Raw genomic sequence first — 22,935 nt, 5'->3', positions numbered from 1 at the left:
GCAGTTACAATAAATCTGCGAAATCTGCTTAGATCAATTTAAAATCTGCGTGAAATAATTTGAGACACAGATTAAAAGAATTAAAAAGAAAAAATCTGCGTGAAAAAAAAATAGACTTAAAATAGTAAACAAATGGCCAGCTTGGAATTAATGAAAATAACGGGTTATACAGACGAAGAATTTCAGAATAAATTCTCTGGAAATCCGTATGCTTTCATGATTAATCCTGATAATATCAAAATACAAAAAAGCATCGAGTACAACGAACAGCAAGCGCCTGCCACAAGCTCGGCTTCGCAAAAATATAAAAGTACGCCAAGCGATAAATTAAGTTTTGAAATGGTAATTGACTGTACGGGAATCGTAGACGCGAAACGTACCGATATGGCCAAAGAAATAACCGCATTAGAAACGATCATTTATACTTACAACGGTAAAATACACCGTCCTAATTTTGTAAAAGTGCAATGGGGTCAGAATATTACATTCAACGGAGTGCTTGATTCTATTGACATTTCGTACACCTTGTTTAAACCCGATGGAAGTCCGCTGAGAGCCAAATTATCATTGTCATTTAGCCGTTACATTTCACCAAAAACAGTAACTAGAACAGACGCTCCCGAATCTCCAGATCTTACGCACATTGTAACCGTTTCTGAAGGAATGTCGTTACCGCAATTGTGCCAAAAAGTCTGGAACGACGATTCCTTTTATATACAAGTTGCCGAGTATAATAAACTCAACAAATTCAGAAACCTTAATGGTATCGACAAATTAATATTTCCACCTATAATCCCTTCCAATTAATGAGTGCCTCAACTGAAATAAAAAGTGGCGGAATCGCAACATTCGCAGTTAAAGTTAACGGAACCGCAATAGCCGACGAACTCAGCGTACTTTCTATTCATATCGAAAAAAAAGTAAATCGAATTGCTTCTGCTAAAGTGACTATTCTAGACGGAGAACCCAATACAGGTAAATTTGACGCCAGCTCCTCTTCTATTTTTGTGCCTGGCGCAGAAATTAGTATCGAAGCTGGTTATGACGCTACCAATACCGTAATTTTTTCTGGTGTTATTATGAGTCAGACGCTTCGTATTGACAATCTGGTCGGATCAGCTTTAGAAATAGAATGCCGTGACAAAGCCATAAAAATGATTGTGGGGCGCAAAAGCCTTACTTTTTCTAAACAAAAAGATAGCGATATCATTTCTTCTATTATAGGAACTTATTCTGGATTAAGCTCAGATGTTACCGCAACAAGCACTGTATGGCCAGAACAAGTCCAATTTTATGCTACCGACTGGGATTATATTTTGGCTCTAGCCGAAGCAAACGGACTGATCGTAACGACTTTAAACGGAAAAGTAGCTGTAAATCCTCCTGATAAAACAACAACGTCGGTGCTAACGGTAACGTATGGCGATAATCTTCTTGAATTTAATGCCAAATTGAATGCAGTCACACAATTAGGAAGTGCAACCGCCAACAGCTGGGATTTTAAAACACAAGCCGTTGTAAGCGGTAATGCTACACCAAATGTCACTGGAGCAGGAAATTTAACCACCAAAAAACTATCCGAAGCTATCGGACTTTCGACTTATCAATTACAGACTTCTGCGCCTTTGGAAACTGCAGATTTAACCAATTGGTCAAAAGCCCAGATTATTAAAAGTGAATATGCTAAAATAATGGGCGAAGCTAAATTTCAAGGCACCAGTTTAGTCGATCCTGGAAAGTATATGACTTTTGCCGGTCTTGGAGATCGTTTTAATGGCGATTATCTTATTGGTGGCGTTGTTCATGATTTATCGCAAGGAAACTGGGTTACAGAAGTTTCGCTCGGACTTTCTCCGTTCTGGTTTACCGAAGAGCCGGATGTTATGGCACCGCCCGCTTCTGGGCTTCTGCCTGGAGCAAAAGGTCTCTTTAACGGAACTGTAAAAAAGATGTACGAAGATCCTGATTCAGAATACAGAGTTTTAGTCGATGTTCCATTACTGGATCCGAAAGGTGAAGGAATCTGGGCAAGATTGACCAACTTTTATTCGACAAGCGGAGCTGGAGCTTTTTTCATGCCCGAAGTTGGAGACGAAGTCATTTTGGGTTTTATAAACGAAGATCCTCGCTACCCGATTATTCTTGGCAGCGTTTATAGTAGCACAAGTATAAAGCCTTTTACAGGATTAGATCCGAATCAGAAAAATTCGGTAAAAGCTATTGTTTCCAAATCGGGAATTTCCGTGCAATTTGATGACGAAAATAAAATTTGGACTGTGGCGACACCCAATAAAAACACCATCATCATTAGCGATAAAGACAAGAAAATTACGATTCAGGATGAAAATAACAACAGCATCGTAATGTCTAGCAGCGGTATTGATTTGACAAGCCAAAAAAACATCAATATTTCAGCCAATCAGAATGTTACGATCAAAGGAGATCAAGGCGTAAAAATAGAGTCAAGCGGCGGCGATGTAGCCACGCAAGGCTTGAACATCAAAGAAAATGCATCTATGCAATACAATGCTCAAGGCGGACAAATGGCGCAAGTAACCGGAGGAATGCAATTAACCTTGAAAGGCGCCATGGTTATGATTAATTAAAGGTTGATGGTTTGTGGTTTGTGGTTTATAGTTAATCGTTTATCGTTTATGGTTAACGACAAATAATTAATTACGATTAAACTTTGTCAAAGTTTAAAACTTTGACAAAGCCGCCAAAAACAAACAACAAACAACAAACAACAAACAACAAACAACAAACAATAAACAATAAACTTATGCCACCAGCAGCAAGACTTACCGATTTTCACCAATGTCCGATGGTTACTCCAGGAGTGCCACCGATTCCGCATGTAGGCGGACCTATAGTTGGCCCATGTGCGCCAACTGTTTTAATAGCAGGATTACCAGCCGCCAAAGTTGGCGATATGCTGGTTTGTGTTGGCCCGCCAGATTCTATTATAAAAGGATCTGCAACGGTTATGATAAACGGTATGCCTGCCGCAAGAATGGGAGATTCGACAGCTCATGGAGGATCAATTATGTTGGGAGCATTTAATGTTATGATCGGTGGATAATTCAGCACATACAGACACTGCTTTTTTAGGTTCAGGATGGGCATTTCCTGTGTCTTTTTCTGCAGATAATCATCAGCTGAATTTGTCTGCTAATGAAACCAATATTAACGAATCTATCAATGTCATTCTAAATACCCGCAAAGGCGAGCGTACTCTTGAAGCTGAATTTGGTTCTGGAATACAGCAATTTATGTTTAGAAAAATTGACAGCACACTTAAAGGCGAAATTATAGAAGCCATCAAGTTTGCTTTATTGCGATATGAGCCGAGAATACTGGTGCAGGACGTTAAAGTTGCCTCAACTGATATTGCAAACGGAACAATAGAAATTCTGATTAGCTATATCTATTCTAAAACCAATACCAGACACAATTATGTATTTCCTTTTTATCTAAAAGAAGGAACCAACTTAGATCGAAAAAAATGATTTTAATTGATCAAAATAGCGCTATACATTCTCTCAACGAAGCACTCGTTCCAAATCCGCATTTGATAGATGGAAGAACCGAGCAAGACTGGCTGTACTTTTTGACAGAATTTAGCAAATTGATCAATTTCTATAATGATAGGAATACCATTGAAGGAAACTGGAGTCCGTTTTTATTAAAAGATCCTGTTTTTCTGATGGCTTCCATTTCGAAAACCAATTATAAAAAACTGCACACTGATTATAAAAACTGCTGTACAGAAATTCAGCGATTAATCACAAACGGAAACGTTAAAATTCCTTACTCAAAAGCTTTAAACAGCTTGTTTGATCGCATTACGGCGATTTATAAAATTATAGAACGCTGGACGCATTATATGCAAAGCAATAACGAAACATACGATCTCAAAACCTATATTTTACAAGAAGTAAAAAACAAATTAAGTGTAGATTTTTGGGCAATCCAGTCTTTTAGGCAATATTTATACAAACTGGCTATCGATGGTTTGTTTATAAATTCTGCACCATTAGAAGACTTCAATTCTTTCGATAAAAACATCTGGTACATAAATAAAGATAAAACACCTTTCTGGCAAGTTTTTGGGTTTGAAACCGAACATCCAATATTACAGGAAACGGCATCTATAACGTCTTTTAGTTTAGATATTCTAACTAAAATTGGCGATAAATTATTTCAGTTTTTAGAAACGATAATTCATCACGCGGGAAAAGAATTTAAGAAATTAAACCTCAAAAAAGGGCAATTTCCAGATACAGTTCTTTTGCGTTCTTTTGTCAATATTTTAAAAATTCAGCAAGATCAATTGAACGGACTTTCTGAAAAACATCTTGATTTTTATTACAAAGATATTTTAAAGCAAACCAAATTGCCTGCCGTTGCAGATCAGACTTTTTTGTGTGCAACGCTGACAAAACCAACATCGGTTTATACTTTGCCAGCGGGAACTTTGTTTAATGCAGGAGTCGATGTGCAAAAGAATCCGATACTGTTTGCTTCTCAAAAAAATGTAAATCTAAATCCAGCAACGATTTCAAGCGTCCATAAACTTTCTTATCAGGATCAAAACAATGCCTCGTATAATTTACAGACCATTGTAAAGCCTACAGAAATTCAATTAGATCCAGAAAATAAAGCGATAAGCTGGGAAACTTTTGGATCTGATGATGCTTCGCTAAATCCATCATTAATCGGAATTGCGTTTGCTTCGCCAATGCTATTATTGCGCGAAGGGCAAAGAACTATAACGCTGACATTTGAATTTGATTCTCCAATAGATTTAAAAATCCTGCAAGAAGCCAGCTATTTTTTAAGCACACAAAAAGAATGGCTAAAACTGGATTTAAGTACAGAAAATTTTAAAGCCGATTCTACAAAACAAAATGCGATTGTAATTTCTATAAATCTTGATCAAACAGTAGCCGCAATTGAACCTTTTTTAATAAATCCCGACGGACTAAAAAGTGATTGGCCAATGATGAAGGTTTTATTTCAGAATGTTCCTAATCCGCAAGAACCTCCCAAAATTACTTCGCTCACTATCGAATTAGATGTAGAAGAAGTTAAAACATTTCAATTGTATAATGATTTTGGAGAGTTAAGTCCTAAAAATCCCTATACTCCTTTTGGACCAGTTCCTTTGGTAAATGCCAATTTTATTATCGGAAATAATGAAATCTTGAGCAAACCTCTAGATAGTTTTATAGTGAAAATAGATTGGGATAAAAGACCTAATGATTTTTCAGTGTATTACCAACAATACAATAACTATCTGAATCCGCAAATAAAAGAAGAAAATAGAAGGCTTGCAAAAACAATTAGATTTTTGCATCCACGAGAAAAAAATATTGTTGTTAAAAAAGAATTTACAAACGCCAGTTTTACAGCTGATTTTACCATCATGCAGGACAAATCATGGCAAGGGCTAAAAATGACAAAAATTGAGTGCAGTGATGTCGACAAAGTTTTTATTCCTGTTAATGAAATTCCGCAATCTGTTTACTTATTCGATACAGAACCTGTAAGCAATACCGATACTATTCTTAGTACATCTAACAGCTGTTATGTATATTCTAAATCACCTTCAGATTTAAATTCATTACCAAATGCAATTATCTGGAAGCCTGATCCGAATATTCAAAAAGAGGGCTTAAAGTTTACTGAAGAAAGTTCGTCAGGATTTATAAAAATGACTTTAGCGACTCCAGAATATGGTTTTGGTTCAGAATTATATGCTAATGTAGTGGCTAGCATTGCTTTGCAAAATGGCAATAAGCTTGCGATGGCTGGGGACAAAGAAGTAAAAGATTTTATCGCTGCTGCGAATGTTCCGTTTGCACCAAAAATACAAACCTTTTCTGCCAATTATAATGCCAGCGTAACGTACAAACTTGATGGTACAACGGGAGATTATCCGTTGCAATATTTTATATATGCGCCATTTTCAAATTATACCGTATTTGACAGTGCTACAGCCGATAAAACCGATACGGAAACATTCAATACAGAAATTATCGGAAGCGCTGAAAATAATGCTATAAAAGGTTTTCCGCTTTATCCTTCGTTTAATTATAACGGAGCATTATTTATAGAACTCGATAATTTGATTTGCAACAGCACTCTCAACCTCTATTTTGAATTGGCAAGAAATTCAACAGCGCTTACCGATCAAAATGATATTATGTATTACTATTTGAGTAATTCTGGTTGGAAAAACATTCAGCCATTATCTGATGAAACCAGTAAATTTAGATGTTCTGGAATAATCGAAATCCCGATTCCGGCAGATTGCAACAATGATAGCACCATAATGCCTGGAACCAAAAATTGGATTTCTATTGCGGCAATTGGAAATCTTACCTCTTTTTCTAAAACCACTTTTATGCAAACCAACGGTTTTAGCGTAAAAAGAACTGGAACTACATTTTTGACCAATACCGAAAGTCCGAAAATTGAAGCCAATGTTATTACAAAACCAGAAATCAAAATTCCCGAAATAGGCACTGTAATTCAACCTTTTGCTTCTTTTGGAGGAAAAGCTGCCGAGAACAAAACCGACCGAAATAAAAGAGTAAGCAACAGCATTAAAACCAAAAATAGAGCAAGCACAGCGGCAGATTACTATACCCTGATTGCCGAAAAATTTGATACTGTTTATTACTCAAAAGTAGTGACTAAAAAAAGCGACAACAGCACAAATGTTTATCTGGTAAAAAAAGTAGCGTCAGATAACGATTCAAATGCTTTTATTCCATTGGTAACAAATGCTCTTGAAATTGAAGTGGGAAACTTTTTAAAAGCCAATTCGTCGCCTTTTATAAACCTGAACCTTTCCAATTTTAATCTAGAATTTGTGTGTGTGAATATCACGATTCAAGTCGAACAGAACTATCAGACGGCATTAATCAGCAAGAATGTAAATCTTGCTCTAAAAAAGTATTTGTCGCCTTGGATTGCAAATTCTCCTTCTGAAATAGAAATTGGCAAACCGCTTATCGATGGCAAAGTCAGCACATTTGTTCAAAATATTGAAGGAGTTCTTTCTGTCGAGAAAGTAAGTTTTTCGAGTTATTACATCAATCCCATTACAGGAATACAAACGGCTTTAAAAACCGAAAAAAAAGCTTTAATGCCTTATGGGCCAGCAACACTTTTGGTTTCTGCACCCAATCATAACATTTCATATTTAGCATAAATGGATACCAATAATCAAATAACAAAAATACAGCTTCCGCCGCATCAGGATTTTAATTTCCTGAAAGACGAAGCTATTGATTATATCCAAAACCATATAGGCAATCAGTGGACTAACTTTAATCCGAGCGATCCTGGAATGACCATTCTCGATCAGGTTTGTTACGCGATGACCGAATTGGGCTATTGCACCGATTTTTCGATTCCCGATATTTTAACGGATTCTACCGGAAAGATGCAAATCGAAAATCAGTTTTATTTGCCTTATAAAATCTTGACTACAGCCCCTTATACTATTGATGATTACAGAAAATATATTATCGATGGCATCGAAGATGTTTATAATGCTGTTATTACCACGTACAAGGATAATGTTTTGCCTTTCAGCAGGGTTTATCAAATTTATCTGTACATCAATCCGGATATTACGGGTACTGAAAAATGCCAAAATATTTGCAAATCGGTTTTTTATTACCTTAATCAAAGCCGTAATATTGGCGAGCTTTTTAATATGCCAATTGCACTGCAAACTCAAAATTGCTGGATTGGCGGAAAAATTGAATTGGAAAAAAACGCTGATGAACATGCGGTTTTATTAGAACTTCAAAATAAACTTCGCGCGTATATATTTCCGAAAATCGATCAGGTAAATTATGATGCTTTAAAAGAAGAAGGCTATAATGCTGCCGAAATATATGATGGACCGTATCTTAAAAACGGCTGGATTTTAGACGAAACTTTATCCGATAAAAAAGACACTGTAAAAACCATTGATTTAATTCCGATAATCGAATCTGTAGCTGGAATTATTTCTATTTCAGGGTTACAGATTTATCAGAAGAAAATCAGCACGCAAGCATTACAATCAACTGAAAGCCAAATCTTGTCGATAGATGTAATGGCTTCTTTTAAAGAGAAAAAGCTATTATTACATTCTAACGGAAAAGAAATACAGGCAGACGCTTTTGGTCCGTTGCAAATTAATTTAAGTAAATATCAAGACACAGCGACGAGTTTAAACAACAAACCCGCTATAAAATTGCCCAAAAGCAGTTTTAGAGATATCAATAGTTATTATTCAATTCAAAATACATTTCCGCAGCAATATGGCATTGGCGACGACAAAATCGAAGACGATTCAGCACCAATTCAAGTAGCGCAATCACGTCAGTTAAAAGGATATCTGACTTTATTTGATCAGGTTTTGGCCAATCAATTCTCGCAATTGGCCAATGTTTCAAAGCTGTTTTCTTTTACCAATTCGGTATGCGGAGCGCCTTCAGACAATGAAACTTTTTATGCTTTGAAAGATAAATTCGAGAAAAAACATTTAGAATATCCTGTTCCGTACAAAATGTTTGCTCCGAGTTATTTCTATCAATCTTTATATAATGTTCCGCATATCAAGCCTTTATTAAAAAACAATGCTGTTTTTGAATACAGTTATGGCGAGGAAACTAAAAAAGAACTGAAAGAAAAAAGCTGGTTCGAATATCAGCAAGATCCTTACAATGCATACATCTTCGGAATGATGAAAATCATGGAAGAAGAAGATGTAAATTTCGATAGAAGAAACAAAATATTAGATCATTTATTGGCCAGACATGGCGAATCTCCAAAGGTTATTGATGCGATTATCGAGGATACGATTTATACCGGAAATAAGAAAAAAGATCAGATCATTTTGAAAAGTCTGTATTTGCAAAACCTCGATCTGTTATCGTACAACCGACTAAAAGGCTGTAATTTCCTGACTGCTTCCAAAATCAATCAGAATGCCGATTTTGGTTTGTCGAATATCAAAAACGAACATTTTGACCGTATCAGTGAAAACACTTCTGATTTTGTTTTTCAGTCGGATAAACTCAACAAAAAAGAAAAACTAAGCAAAACCGATTTCAATAATTTTTCGGGTTTAGAATTAAAACTGAGTTTGCTTTTCGGATTAAAAAACATCTACAACAATTTTATTACGACGCAATTTGAAACAGAACAAAATTCTATTGAAGATCAGCTGAACAGCAATAAAACAATACAAAAAGTATATTGGTTGAAAGAGAAAAGAAAAGGCTGTTTTTTAATTGAAACGTCACTTTTATTAAGTCAGTTAAAATACAATATCGAAATTTTAAATAAAAGTAACAATTTAAGTCATAAAATTCAAAATGTTGATTTTCAATCAACAGCAAATATCAACTATATTTTAAATACTACTAGTCAAGCAGTGCTAGATGCTCAACTTATTGAGGGTTATTTGGAATTTGCCAACCAGAAATATTCTTTTACTTCTGACGATTCTGAAGCTGTGACGGTTAGCGATTATACAAAAAGTAAATTATCCGATTATTTATTTAGGATTTCGATTTCATCTGGAAATGGGACAATTACAATCAATAATGAACTCTTTAAGAAAAATGCCGTCTTATTATTTCCCGACTTTATTCCGGAGTTGCAAACTCCTGAGTTCAAAAAACGCCTTAAACAGTTTCTTGCTATCAGCCTTCCCACAACTGTAAAATGCGAATGTTTGTTTGTAAGTCTTCCCGAATTGGAAACTTTTGTGCCGAATTACAGTAACTGGCATGAGAGTTTGAGATTTAAAAATGAACAAGATTTAATTCATAAACCAAAAGATAATTCAGAAACAGCAAGTTCAGATCCTGAGCAATCAGCGATTAATTTAATCAATAGTCTAACCTCAATTTTAGCAACAAAAAATGGAAGAAATAAATAGCCATATTGTATCGAGCCTAAGATGGGACACGACTTTTGACCAGAAAAATGAAGGTTATAAACTTCAGGAACGTTTAAGCGCCTGGAGCAAAATTATCCTGCCGAGAGAAGTTGCCGCTATTTTTAATGAATTATGCCCGCAAGAACAAAGCTGGAGAATTGAATTGCTGGAACTTGATTTGGGTTCTTGCGATTATAGCGATCTCGAGTTTGATTTGAGCCGAAAAATACGCAGTTTACTAAGAGAAAAAATAGCCGAATTAATTCTGTATCAAAACAATCAGAAGCAAAACGGAATTGCGGTTTACAACAAAGAAAAATCGATACTCGAGAATTTGATGGTCTTTTTGCTTGAAGGTTCTCTGCCATGGAATTATCAGAATAAAGAAGGTTCTGTCAACCAGATTATGGCAGAATTGCTTCAGAATAATCTAACCGAAGTTATAGCGATTATTAAAGAAACCGGATTATCGCATGAAGAGGTTAGAAAACGAATTGCATGGCAATTTGACGAGAAAAACATCACTAAAATAATTGCGGCGTTGGAGCCCAACAATAGCAGTTCGATTATTGAGTTCAGCTCGATTATGGTTAATATTCAGGTTAAAGAAACTATTATCCAAACTAGTACGGCAAGTTTCAAAAAGAATCTGTGGTTCTTTATTCTAAACTTTTTGCTGTTGGAACGCGGTACGCTTTTCAATAAGTTGGCTTTTATGAAAAGCAGTATTCTGCAAATGGCCAATCATTACAATATTGCTTATGCAGAATTGATTATTCTAATCGAAAATACGGTTGTAAAACTCTCTGATAAAACGTCTCAGAACAACAATTTTATTGCTTGCCTTAAAATATTGACTCAGGAATATGAAACGCAAAAAAGCGAAAATTATAAACCTGAAACAGCCACAAACTATTGGTTAGTTTTGGAGCAACTTCTAAAAAATAAAAACACTAGAAAATTTAAAACGGAGAGAGACAATCTCAATGAATTGATTTTGGCTTTGAGCAATGAGAATAAAACAAAATTCAGTGCTCTTATCCAACCTATTTTCAAAGATGAAAATCTGCTGATTTCGCTTATTGAAGATTTAAACGAAACTTCGATAAAAATACTGTATTCTAAACTGGACACTACTCCATCGCAGCTTAATACAGAATCTGTGATTTATCTGAATAAGCTGAGCCAGACTTTTAAACTAAAAACAAACAGTAAGGTTTTATGGCAAATTGGAATTCTTTTTCTCATCAAAAACAAGAATGCCGATAATACTGCATTTCTACTGTTTTGCATTAAAGAATTAAGCAAAAAAAATAATCTGAGCCATGAGCATTTACTGGCGCTGTTTACCAATGCTAAAATTCCGGCGACGGTAAAAAACAATAATTCGGCAGTTATTTATACCTGTTTAAATGCCATTTATAGCAAAGAAATCAGTAAAAACAATTCTAATTATCCTGCTGTTTATTTTAAGAATCTGGTTGCAAAAGTAGAATTAGAATTGCAGAAAAACAGTGCCAAAAGTGTCTTTTTTGTTGACTTGCAACGATCACTGACGAGAACTGTTTTACTGCATCCTAAAATGGCTTTTGAGGTTATGCTTTCTTATGGAAATAAAGAAGTTTTAAAGAAAATTTTACCGCTGATTTTGAATCGCGAAATGCTTCAATTATTAGTTAAAACAGCCAATTATAAAAAAACAAAACTCGTACAGACGATACAAGTTGTCTATGAAATTCTGAACGAAAAAGACAACTATGATTTCCCTGAAGAATTAATGACCGATAATTTATTGCTTCTTGGCATGCAGGAAATATTGTTTCATCCGGAACATAATGCTTCTTTATTCTTGGAAACGATTATTGTACAGTTATCCAAAAAAGTAACTGAAACGAGACGAAGCGATTATTTTCAGTTCATTACAAAACTGATTCAGTCCAAACGAATTAAATCTTTTGGAGTTGCGATTAAAAAGACTTTCATCAATCAATTAAAAAACACAAAATCTATTGATACTGTTGCGCTTGCGATTCTTATTCAAAATACGTCACAGCAAGATCAGCAGGAATTAGCGCAATTGTTGACCGCCAATTTTAACGATGCTGGATTTGTTTTGCTTCGAAAACAAGACAGAAAAGAAAGCGAAAATATTTTGAATTATTTGCTAACAAACGCGACTGTTCTGAAAAGAAATTGGATTCAAAAAACTTCAGCGATACTAATTCGAAGTGTAAAATCAGTTTCAAAAACTAAAATTATTGGCGAATTAAACGAGCTTTTCTGGAATTCAATTTTAAAATATTCGGAATACAAAGGCAATGAAATGCTTTTTGAAAAACTGCTTCAGAAAGAACTGAAATTATACGTAAAAAAGAACATTACGAAAGAGGAAACAGCGGTTCAAAACGAAGCAAAATCTTTTGAATCTGCCCATTCAATTACAGAACTAATGCCTCTTTTTGAGAATAATACACTATCAGATTATACAACTTCTGATAAAATTTCAGAGTCCATTAATTCTGAGATTTTGTCTGAAATTCAAAATTTATCCGAAAAAGAAAAATACAGCTGGATTTGGTCAATTGTTATAGAACGTAAGGTTTCAACTGTTTTCATCATTTCTAAAACTATCGAAATCAAAGACATTTTGAATGTCATTATTATAAAAGAGCCTAAGATTTTCTTTAGCATAATGAAGAAAGAATTTATTCCTGAAGCTCAAATGGATTGGCTTTGTCGCAACATCAATTTTCATAATCTGTGTAATGCGGTTAGCCAAGTAGATAAAAACAAAGAATTGTATTTACGAATTCTAGAAAAATTCAACCACGTTTTAGGCTCGGTTAAAATCAAAGGTTTGGCTTCTAAAGAAATGCAGCATCTTTTACTGCGAAAACTTTTAAAAGCTGTAACCAACGACAATTGGAGACTTATTACTGCCGATAGAATCTGGAATGAATTGATCTGGGAAGTGGTAACGAAAAAAGGGATTTCTAAGAAAAGCTTTTTGGCAGATATGGAAAAATATATCTATCAGTTTCCGCCCGCTTTACAGCTTGGGTTTAAAGAAATTCTAAGAACTGAAAAACAAACTGCTCCTCTTTTAAAACAACCTGAAATATTTTCGAAAATGGAATTAATTAAAATTAAAGAAAGACCAAAGAACAGTCCTAAGCTAGGAATTCCAGTTAGAAACGCTGGAATTGTGCTCTTAAACGATTATATCGCGATGCTGTTTGAACGACTGCAGCTAACCTCTGATAATAAATTTATAAGCAATGAGCATCAGGTTCGAGCTGTTCAGTATCTGCAATACGTAATTACGGGAATGCAGGAAACAGAAGAGGTTTACCTGCCTTTGAATAAAGTGTTATGCGGTTTGCCTTTGACCGATACTGTTCCAGATTTTGTCGAAATAACTGATTCTGAAAAACAATTGATAAATGGTTTGATACAAGCTGCGATTTCGCATTGGCCAGAAATTGGAGATTGCTCTACAGATGGTTTTCGAGGAAACTGGCTAGTACGCGACGGAATTCTAGTAGAACACGAAGATAAATGGGAACTGACTGTTGACAAGAGGGCGTACGATATTTTGATAAACCGCTCTCCTTTTGCTTTTTCGATTATGAAATACCATTGGATGGATAAGCCTCTGCATGTGATCTGGCCTTATTAACGAATGTCCAAACAACCTAATATACAATATTGAAATATAAATTAATTAACTAAAAGAACTATTATGAACACTTACAATGAAAATCTGCATTCTAGTGTATTGTCTTCATTAGAAAGCCAAGAAATGACCAAAAAGCAATTGAGCAACGAATTGAACAACTCAATGTTTACGCTTTATTATGCCGAAGGAGCCGAAATTATTGCACAAGAAAAACTCGATGCAACAACAAAATTATACCAAGAAAAACAGCTTATCAATACTGTTGTGGTAAAGAATAAAAACATGGCAGACAACCTGTTATTATCTGCAAATCAGCAAAAAACGTATGTTACACAATCGGTTACCAATATGGCGGTTTGTGCTTCAAACATACAAATTGCGGCCAATTCGGTTGTGCGTCTGGCGAGCGACATTGGCAGTATTTACAGTATTATAAATGCGGCCGATTATGGAACTCAAATTTACCAGCAAGCTCGCGTGGCATACAACCTCATCAATAAAACAGCTTATAAGGCAGAGCAGACTTCGCAATTTGCGATGGAAGCAACGGCCTCTATTTCTGAAGTTTCAACCTCAGTTGTAGCCGACGGAGCTAAGCTAACGAATGCTTCTGTAAACAATTTATTGCAGGTTACTACAGCTGACTTAACGTCAATTACGGCAGTGTTAACGGTAGACAACGACACTAAAGCTAAAGCTAGCATTGCGACAAGAGCGGCAGAAGGTGCGATAAAATGCAATGAAGTGGAATATGAAGCTTCTAAAAAAGCATATTGTTATAACAACGAGCAATTTAACCAGAGTTTAATTGTCGAAATTCCGAAACCTTTTGATCCTGCTGCTGGGAATTTCAATATTTCTTTTGATGCTTATAAAACTCCTTTTACTCCAGAAGATAGAGATCCAGAAAATCCAAATACTGGCTTAAAAGCGCCTGTGTTAAGCTATAATTTGATTTTGGTAAAAGACAGTAAAAAATCATTCTTTAATGTTTCTAATGCAGAAGATTTAGTTGGCAATGCAGATCAGTGCAAGAGCATTCCTGCTACTCAAACTCCAGACGCAAAAGGCAAATACAAAGCTACAATAGCTTACAAGCAATTTAGAGATGCAGACAATGATCCGTTGGTTTTGGGTCAAAATTATGTTGCTTTTCTTTTGATCACTTTTTCTGAAAACTACAAAAAAGAAATCAATACGTTTGACGATTACCTGTCTGCTCCTTCTGAAACATTTGCATTGACTTATACTTTAAAAAGTGCTCAAGGTTTCGGATTTTCAAGAAAATCATCTTCAGAAGATTTGTCTAAAGTTACTTTCAATGTTGAAAAAGAAATTTTAAAATCAAATGAAGTCGATTACAGATGTTTCTTCCTGCCTTATCCTGATGATATTGCTACAAATGAAGATTTGAACACGCTTGATTTTAAAATTGAAACTAGTGAATTAACTGAAGAAATTAAAATCGTTCAAGCAGATATTGACTTATATACTAGCGAAATAGAAGCTTTAAATACTTCTGCGAATACCGCAAATACGGATAAAAATGCCAAAGATTCGGATCAGGAAAAACAAAAAAATGCTAGTCTGAAAACAGCTTTGGCAGATGCAAAAGAGAAATTGCGTATTGCAAGAGCGCTATCAACTGAATTGAATGCTAAACTGAAAGAGCTTACAGACAAAGCTCCAAAACCGGCTAAAAACTCAAAAGCTTTTTACTTCAATTTAAACTTGGCAGAAAACATTCCAGCCGGAAACTTTACGAGTGCCAGACATCATAAAGCGGATAATAGTTATGCTGTGCATATAGATGGCACCACTACGGATAATTTCGGAAATCCGCTGATTGAGGATAAAAATTACATTCCGGTTGTATTGTCTTATTACAAAGGCAGCGAAAACAACAAAAGCCAATACACCAACAGTCTTTCAGATTGGCAAAATACGGATCCAATACCTTATTCTACAAAAGAAAATCAAAATCCATCAACTAAATAAAACTACAATTCTATGGAAACTCAAATAGCACCAGGCCCGAAATTGCAGAAATACGGGATTACAGAGAAAAAGAAAGCAGAACTAGATTTACTAAAAAATCAAGTGACAGATGCTGCTGCAATTGTACAGCAACAGCAAACGATTGTTACCTCGCTGAATGAAAAAGCGACTAGATATCAAGGCTATTTATTGGTTGCAGAAAGCAATCGTTCGCATGCGTTAAGCAATAAAAACTTAATCGATCAGGTCATTCAAAATGCTTCCGATTTAGCTTTTAACTCGAATAATGCTTTTTCTAAAACGACAATTGCCACTAAAGACGCGGGAATCGTTAGCCAAAATATTAGCGATTTAATCACTAAATTAATTTATTCTGTAGAAATAATTAATAAGCTTTCCAATCTTGTTATCCGCAAGAAAGCGCTTAATCCGCTAATTTCAGACGATTTGATTTCGAGAATCGGCACTGCTGGTACAGACGCTAATAATGCAGTTGCCCTAACATTGGTTGCTTTAAAATCTACGTTGGCTGCAGAAGCTGCAGTTCTGGAGTCTGAAGCAGCGATTACGCTTGAAAACAGACAGGCTGCTAAATTGTATCTGACTTTAACAGACGAAAAATCTATAGATGCCTCGTTGACATCACAGCCAGCTTCAGACACTTCGATTAGAGGGTTATTGTATAATGCTTACAAAGATGCTCAGATTACTTATGAAAAAGCTAATAATGCAAATGACGAAACAGCAAGACAATTGAGTATTGCGACGGCCAATTTAAATAAAGCTCAGGTTAAACTTCAGTCACTTCAATCTAGCTTAGCTGCGGCAACTGCGGCTGCTTATGCCTCTTAAAACACATTAAAATGTCCACTGTTCCAATATTGGATTCAGTGGACTTTAATCCATAATTCTTAAGGTCATGAATCATACTAACAAGAATTTTTACAGACAGTTTTATCTCAAAACTGGAGGATTTCTGCCAACAAAACCGTTGAATAAAAGCGTTTTTCCAGGCGATTATTTCCAGATTAAAAACGGAGAAATCATTCTTTTGGGAAACATTTATCGCAATGGCATTATCTCGCATCACGACGCAGATATTAGCAGTGTGATTGCTTTAAATGAAGCCAATTGGAATTTTAGCGATGGAATTTCAAAACCTTATTCAGGACGATCACAGGCACATGGATCTATGGATGGAAATTTTGAATTCAGCAAACAGATATTGGCTTTTGCCCATAAAGGAAGTTTCATCTTTAAAGCCGAAGAACCTGAATCTGTAAAAATTAATAATTGGAATGATATCCAGCAGCAGTTAATTATAAAACTCACGCAAACCCTATATTCTTTCAGGGAACTTTATGTAGTAACTGAAAGCGCTACTGCCAAAAACACCACTCTCGCTATTGCAGGAGAAACAAATGCAGAATTGGAATTGGCTTGCGAAGCAGAAAATTTTGGTTTATCAGATATTTTTGGACACCCCAATACCAAAACAATCCAATCAAAGGATATTGAATATTATCATAGGGAAACCAAAAGAAAACCCGCTTATTTTAAAGCTAAAAAATTAGTCGTTCAAGATGAAAAGCTCTCTTATTTCATCAGTGATTTTATTGCCAAAGAAAATGATGCGAACGAATGGACAGATACCTTTTTTGAATCTAATTTTCATAATGATATCGATTATAATCCTCAAATGATGATGCAAAACGCGCAAGGTTTTTACTTAGATATGCTGCAATGCAATGAGTTAAATCCTAATACAGCTTTATTGTATTTTAAATGGACCGATGCCAATCTTGACGATGTAGAAAAACTATTTGGAGCGTATGGAAACTAATTCCAATATTCTTGTTTTGTATGATGAAATGGATTGGTTGCAAAAAGTAATCGATCAAGTTATCTGCAGTTATCTCCTTCAGGAAGGCCATGAAAATCGATGGCAGGATATTCCATTGCCCGAAGCTGATGATGACTCTAAAGATAGCGTTTATTACAAAAAAATTGAAGAATGGGATTTGAATCTTTACGAAAGGCTTTGTCTTGCTTTGATTCTCGCGCCTCAGATTAAGCCTGAAGTTCTCGATATTTTCTTTAGCAAAAATGCCATGTACGATCGTGGTTTTACCGAATTTGGCGGTGTCATCAATAAAACCCACAGCGGATTTTTACCTACAGGCCAAACCTTGTCTTTTCTAATTACTGCTGTAAATCCTGAATTAAGGATCGAATTGCTTCAGATTCTCAACAACACCAATATTCTAGCAAAAGAACAGGTTTTAGTTTTAGAAAGTTCCGATTCTAATGTGCCTGTTTTAAATCAGCTTCTTTCGATTAACGAGCGCTGGTTACAATTTTTTATAACGGGAACTTTGCCTAAACTCGAACATAGCGTTTCGTTTCCCGCTCAGCAAATTTCGACCAAATTAAACTGGGACGATTTGGTTTTGGAAGAACATGTCATGGATCAGGTTATGGAAATTAATGCTTGGCTCAATCATGGCGAAACGCTGATGACAGAATGGGGTCTTGAAAATAAAATAAAACCCGGCTATCGAACGCTTTTTTATGGGCCTCCCGGAACTGGAAAAACACTTACCGCAACTTTACTAGGAAAAAGCACCAATAGAGAAGTTTACAGAGTTGATCTCTCTATGATTGTCTCTAAATACATTGGTGAAACCGAAAAAAATCTTTCTAAGATATTTGATGTTGCACAGCACAAAGATTGGATTTTATTTTTTGATGAAGCCGATGCTCTTTTCGGAAAAAGAACTACTACCTCATCTTCAAACGATCGGCATGCCAATCAGCAAACGGGTTATTTATTGCAAAGAATTGAAGATTTTCCGGGTGTTGTGATTTTGGCTTCCAACTTAAAAGAAAATATGGATGAAGCTTTCTCTAGAAGATTTCAATCGATGATTCATTTTACGATGCCAACCGCTGAAGAAAGAATTTTGTTATGGGAAAAAGCATTCTCTGGAAAATGCCAGCTTAGCCCCGATATTGATATTGAAAGCATCGCCGAGAACTATGAACTTGCGGGCGGAGCGATTATTAATGTGTTGCGATTTTGTGCTTTGGCTGCGATTCAGAAAAATGAAACGGTCGTCAATAAACAGGATTTACTGGAAGGCATTAGACGAGAATTTAGAAAAGAGAATAAAACACTTGTGGTTACTCAAATGAATTGATGGCTTATGAAAAAGGAAGAAAACATTATTCAGGTTACTATTACCAAGCCCAAATTGCACTGTCATGAAGTGAAACTTAAAATTGGGAATTGGAAGAAGCATTTCGACCTCAACTATGTAAACACCATAATTGCAATGGCTTTAAATTATTGCAGTAAAAATAATGCTGTTTTTATAAATGGCTATTTAATTACGAGTCAGAATCTTTATCTGGCCATACAGACAAATGAGAAGCATATAGACACAACCGTTAATAAAATTGAAGCTCAGATTATTATTTTATTAAAAAATAACCGCCAAAAACTAAAAGAAAACCGTGGAGAGGTTTCTTTTATAACCGATGATGAAAATCTTTTTTATGCCGCTCGAAAACCTCTATTCAAAATTTTGCCTTTAGAAAACGATCATCTGGTAAAACTCCTTACAGGAAAAAAAGTAACGCTCCCCTATTTTGATCGAGATCTTGAAAGTTTAAAAGTTATGATTCACAATCATGCTTTTTGTTCGGCAATTAATTATTTGGGCGGCGTTGGGCCTGTTGAGGTTACGCCGTTGAGGGATTAATATTAGCAAATAAACATTTCATTTTAAGTTTTTAATAGAAAGATAAAAATCATGAATAGCTATAGTAAAGTTTCAAAAGAAAATGATTTTCAAGCATCTGCAAGCAATGTGACAAACAAGAGTACCCAAAGTACTTTTCAATTAGTCGATAATCGTATTTCATCTTCAGCTATAAAAGATAACAGCACTTCTGTCAGACAATTAAAATCTAATCAAGCCATTGCCAATTTTAATTCTAATGCTGTGCAATTGATGAAATTTGATCAAAAGCAGCGCGCAAAAAAGTTAGCCGCAAACAAAAAGAAATACAAAGGCTTTCATACCTGCACTAATTGTGGATTTCAGCATGCACTAATACATTATGCTACATTTAAAGGGCGAAGAATGGGCGATGGGCAATTTCATATTGATCATATACAACCAGCTTCTAAAGGCGGCAGAAATAACATGAGAAACGGCAGAGTATATTGCGGAACCTGCAATACCTCTCGAGGAAACAGAGCATATGTTGGAAAGACTGGTAGACAAAAATATCGTGCATTACACGGAAAAAAAGTAGCAAAAGATTACAAACGTAAGCCAAATAGATAGTTAAGCATTTAAATCTCAAAATGATAATAACCATTTAAAATTAGTGTTTTATGGAATATTCAACCGACAAAACTGATTTAAAGTCAACCCAATCCAGTGTAAATAGCTCCAGTATAGAAATTGTTCAAAATAAGGCAATAGCATTACAAGACAATCGTCCCTCTTCTATTTTGCAAAAAAAAGAAAATAATACCGGTCTTCCCGAAAATCTCAAATCGGGAATAGAAAACCTTTCTGGCCATTCTATGGATGATGTAAAGGTTCATTATAACTCAAATAAGCCTGCACAACTCAATGCACATGCCTATGCGCAAGGAACAGATATCCACATTGCATCTGGACAGGAAAAACATTTAGCTCATGAGGCATGGCATGTGGTACAGCAAAAACAAGGACGGGTAAAGCCTACTTTACAAATGAAGGGTAAAGTAAATGTAAATGATGACATAGGTTTGGAGAAGGAAGCTGATGTTATGGGAGCGAAGGCTTTGCAAATGAAATCTAAAGAAAATACAAATACCGTAATCAATAGTTCAGTTTCTCAAAAGAAAAATAATTCTACGCAACCTATACAACGAATAGTAGAAATCAATGGTCAGACATATAGCAGTAAATTGGATGTTGCATTTCTATATCATGAAATAGCTACTAAAACTAAAGCATCTCTTAGCGCTTCTGAGCTAATTTTACTTAGAACTTGGGTAAGAGCTCCGGGACCAAGATCTATATTTGGCTTCCGACTTTCATCTGGACTACACAAAAATTATGAGGATTACGAGGAATTGGCAATGGCTTTAAAAGGAGATGTGGGTTCGCAAAAAAATTTGAAAAAAGAAACAGATTTGGCTCTAAAAATTCCTGATAGCAACAAAATAAAGGTACATATGAATAGCCTTGCCGTAAAAATATTCGATTATATCGAACAAGAAAAAGCAAATTTTGATAAAAAACATGGCGGAAAAAGATTTTGGGAAGACTCAAGCGCATCATACAGAGGACTTTGGAATTACGTAGGAACTCCATACAATTTTAATTATTATGCTTCTTTAATGGGAGCTTTTGGATCTGGTGGTGTTGCAACAAAAGTCCCTAATGCTAAACCACCATTAGAAGCTTTTAAAGAAACCCTACAAAAACCAGAAGGCAATATCACTGATATTTTTGCAAGTATGAAACAGGTCTCAAATGTATATAATGACAGAATAGGAAAAAATAAATTTACAACTCCTAAGCTTGTAACAAAACACGGACAGCTTACACCAGTTAAAGGACAAAATGAAGAATCTGGAGAAAAAAGATACAATACGCAATCTTTAAAAGAAAAAGAAGATTGGACAAAGTATGCGAGATCTAAAAATATTCCTGTTAGTGCCGGCGCATCTGGAAGCATGGATCGAATGTATCGACTTGCTCAAGATGCGGGAGCTAATGTTGATGAATTATTTGCCCTGGCATTGGCTGGTCATTATGTCTTCAATCAGGTATATACTATGTTATCAAATGATCCACACACATTTCACGAAATCATGGACCCTATGCACAAATATGTAGGTGTAAGTTTAAATTTAGGACATGCCCAGAGGTTAAAACAAATGGAAAAATGGATGAAATAGCTAAAATTTAACCGACAAAAGAGTTCCCTTAATACATCAAAATTCAGAAAACAAACACAATCTAATATTAACCACAAAAAAACAACTCACTATGAACAAAAATTTTAACGGAATATGTTATGCACCATATCCTCCTGGGTACAATCCATCAATTGCAAATCATACTTTAATCTTCTTTGGAAGTGATGTAGCCTACGACTGTATGACTCCTTTATGGGGAAAAGAATATACTTCTAAAAGTGGAAGCCACTGTGATCTCACTGGGCCTAATAAAGCCAGAAACGACATTCAGAAATTAGCCGATATGGGGGTTAAACTCATAAGATTGTACGATTGGGAGCCACGAAATAATCATTTGAATTTTCTGGATTATTGCGATTCATTTGATATAAAGGTTCTAGTATCTGTTTCATGTTATTTTGTAAAGCCAGGTAAAGATAACGGACTGAAGGATAGAGACACACAAATTCCTAAATTAATCAATTCTTTTTCTAATAGAGAAAAAACAGATTACCATAGGGCTATTTTAGGAATTGTTATTGGAAATGAACCAAGGATAAGTGGTTATGATGCTCAAAACTGTATCGATTTTACAACATCATTTGTAAATATTGAAGCATCACAATATCCAAACTATAGAGAAGTAGTTATTGGTCATCCTGTTGATTTTGCCACTTATGGAGCTAAATATCCCTGCTTTGGTTTCTGGGATCCACTATTTGCGGCTTTAGACAAAATAACAGCCAAAAACTTAAACAAACGTTTATTCCTGGCTCCTCAAACTTATAATGACCGAAAATATCTTTTTGAAAATGCAGAAGCAAGCGGAAAAGGTTATGTCGATATAGCATACGAAAAATATCAAAAACCAATACTATTCACAGAAATCGGGCATGACAGACTGAAACCAAATTATCAAAAAGTAGTAGACGGACAATTGGCAGGAAGTATTGAATACGGAGCTAAAAATCCTGATAAGCTATTAGGTATTTGCTTCTTTCAATTTGCTGACAAAGTTTGGATTCCTGGAACAACTGATGGTTCACACGGTGCACATAGCCAAAGTAATGACATAATTGGAACAATTAACTATGACAATGCAGATTTTACACATTGGGATAGTGAAGATTGTAAAAATGTCCCTTTAACCGTAAACAACTTAACTCCAACTCCGTTATATGATATTGTAGTAAAAAATTATAAGAAGAGTTAAATACAATCATTTTTTTAAGTGATTCTAAAAGAGTTAAAATATTTATTTTCAATATATTTTAACTCTTTTTCTTTTTTATCTTTCTGTTTCACTCTCTCCATAAAAAATTGATTTATCTACCT

Annotated in this window: 15 protein-coding genes; all 15 read left to right on the top strand. The window is 35.2% G+C overall.

What is annotated here, in order from left to right:
• The first annotated feature begins 132 nt into the window (after window positions 1-132).
• The 15 genes from ACWA1F_RS21245 to ACWA1F_RS21175 all read left to right on the top strand — a co-directional run bounded on the left by ACWA1F_RS21245 (window position 133) and on the right by ACWA1F_RS21175 (window position 22,813).
• The gene (locus ACWA1F_RS21245; protein ID WP_306156367.1) at window positions 133-807 is read left to right on the top strand and encodes a CIS tube protein; all 675 of its coding nucleotides are present in this window, start codon (window positions 133-135) and stop codon (window positions 805-807) included.
• Window positions 807-2,606 carry a type VI secretion system tip protein VgrG gene (vgrG, locus tag ACWA1F_RS21240; RefSeq protein WP_456896708.1) on the top strand — a complete coding sequence of 600 codons (1,800 nt, stop codon included), beginning with the start codon at window positions 807-809 and terminating at the stop codon, window positions 2,604-2,606. The genes ACWA1F_RS21245 and vgrG overlap by 1 nt, the downstream gene beginning before the upstream one ends.
• Window positions 2,607-2,782: 176 nt before the next feature.
• A complete protein-coding gene (locus ACWA1F_RS21235) occupies window positions 2,783-3,082 on the top strand; it encodes a PAAR domain-containing protein (RefSeq protein WP_456896707.1) in 300 nt (99 codons plus the stop codon).
• Entirely contained in the window at window positions 3,075-3,509 is a 435-nt protein-coding gene (locus tag ACWA1F_RS21230) for a GPW/gp25 family protein (RefSeq protein WP_456896705.1), read from the top strand. Before ACWA1F_RS21235 ends, ACWA1F_RS21230 begins: the two co-directional genes overlap by 8 nt.
• Window positions 3,506-7,222, top strand: coding sequence for a hypothetical protein (locus tag ACWA1F_RS21225; RefSeq protein WP_456896703.1), 3,717 nt, complete (start codon window positions 3,506-3,508; stop codon window positions 7,220-7,222). Before ACWA1F_RS21230 ends, ACWA1F_RS21225 begins: the two co-directional genes overlap by 4 nt.
• Window positions 7,223-9,955: a hypothetical protein gene (locus ACWA1F_RS21220; protein WP_456896701.1), complete on the top strand. Its 2,733-nt coding sequence runs from the start codon at window positions 7,223-7,225 to the stop codon at window positions 9,953-9,955.
• On the top strand, window positions 9,939-13,634 hold the full coding sequence (locus tag ACWA1F_RS21215; protein WP_456896698.1) for a contractile injection system tape measure protein: 3,696 nt from the start codon (window positions 9,939-9,941) through the stop codon (window positions 13,632-13,634). The genes ACWA1F_RS21220 and ACWA1F_RS21215 overlap by 17 nt, the downstream gene beginning before the upstream one ends.
• Before the next feature lie 63 nt (window positions 13,635-13,697).
• Window positions 13,698-15,632: a hypothetical protein gene (locus ACWA1F_RS21210; protein ID WP_456896696.1), complete on the top strand. Its 1,935-nt coding sequence runs from the start codon at window positions 13,698-13,700 to the stop codon at window positions 15,630-15,632.
• Between the two features lie 12 nt (window positions 15,633-15,644).
• Window positions 15,645-16,484: a hypothetical protein gene (locus ACWA1F_RS21205; protein ID WP_456896694.1), complete on the top strand. Its 840-nt coding sequence runs from the start codon at window positions 15,645-15,647 to the stop codon at window positions 16,482-16,484.
• Window positions 16,485-16,551: 67 nt separating this feature from the next.
• The gene (locus ACWA1F_RS21200) at window positions 16,552-17,475 is read left to right on the top strand and encodes a hypothetical protein (protein WP_456896692.1); all 924 of its coding nucleotides are present in this window, start codon (window positions 16,552-16,554) and stop codon (window positions 17,473-17,475) included.
• On the top strand, window positions 17,465-18,832 hold the full coding sequence (locus ACWA1F_RS21195; protein WP_456896690.1) for an ATP-binding protein: 1,368 nt from the start codon (window positions 17,465-17,467) through the stop codon (window positions 18,830-18,832). The genes ACWA1F_RS21200 and ACWA1F_RS21195 overlap by 11 nt, the downstream gene beginning before the upstream one ends.
• 6 nt (window positions 18,833-18,838) lie before the next feature.
• A complete protein-coding gene (locus tag ACWA1F_RS21190; protein ID WP_456896688.1) occupies window positions 18,839-19,396 on the top strand; it encodes a hypothetical protein in 558 nt (185 codons plus the stop codon).
• A 51-nt stretch (window positions 19,397-19,447) separates the two neighbouring features.
• A complete protein-coding gene (locus tag ACWA1F_RS21185) occupies window positions 19,448-19,987 on the top strand; it encodes an HNH endonuclease (protein WP_456896686.1) in 540 nt (179 codons plus the stop codon).
• 50 nt (window positions 19,988-20,037) lie between these two features.
• The gene (locus tag ACWA1F_RS21180) at window positions 20,038-21,600 is read left to right on the top strand and encodes an eCIS core domain-containing protein (RefSeq protein ID WP_456896684.1); all 1,563 of its coding nucleotides are present in this window, start codon (window positions 20,038-20,040) and stop codon (window positions 21,598-21,600) included.
• 91 nt (window positions 21,601-21,691) lie between these two features.
• Window positions 21,692-22,813: a hypothetical protein gene (locus ACWA1F_RS21175; RefSeq protein ID WP_456896682.1), complete on the top strand. Its 1,122-nt coding sequence runs from the start codon at window positions 21,692-21,694 to the stop codon at window positions 22,811-22,813.
• Window positions 22,814-22,935: the final 122 nt, after the last annotated feature.

Source organism: Flavobacterium erigeronis (genome assembly GCF_054075165.1).
Note: the sequence above shows the minus strand (reverse complement) of the source record. Positions and strands in the feature narration are given on the sequence as shown.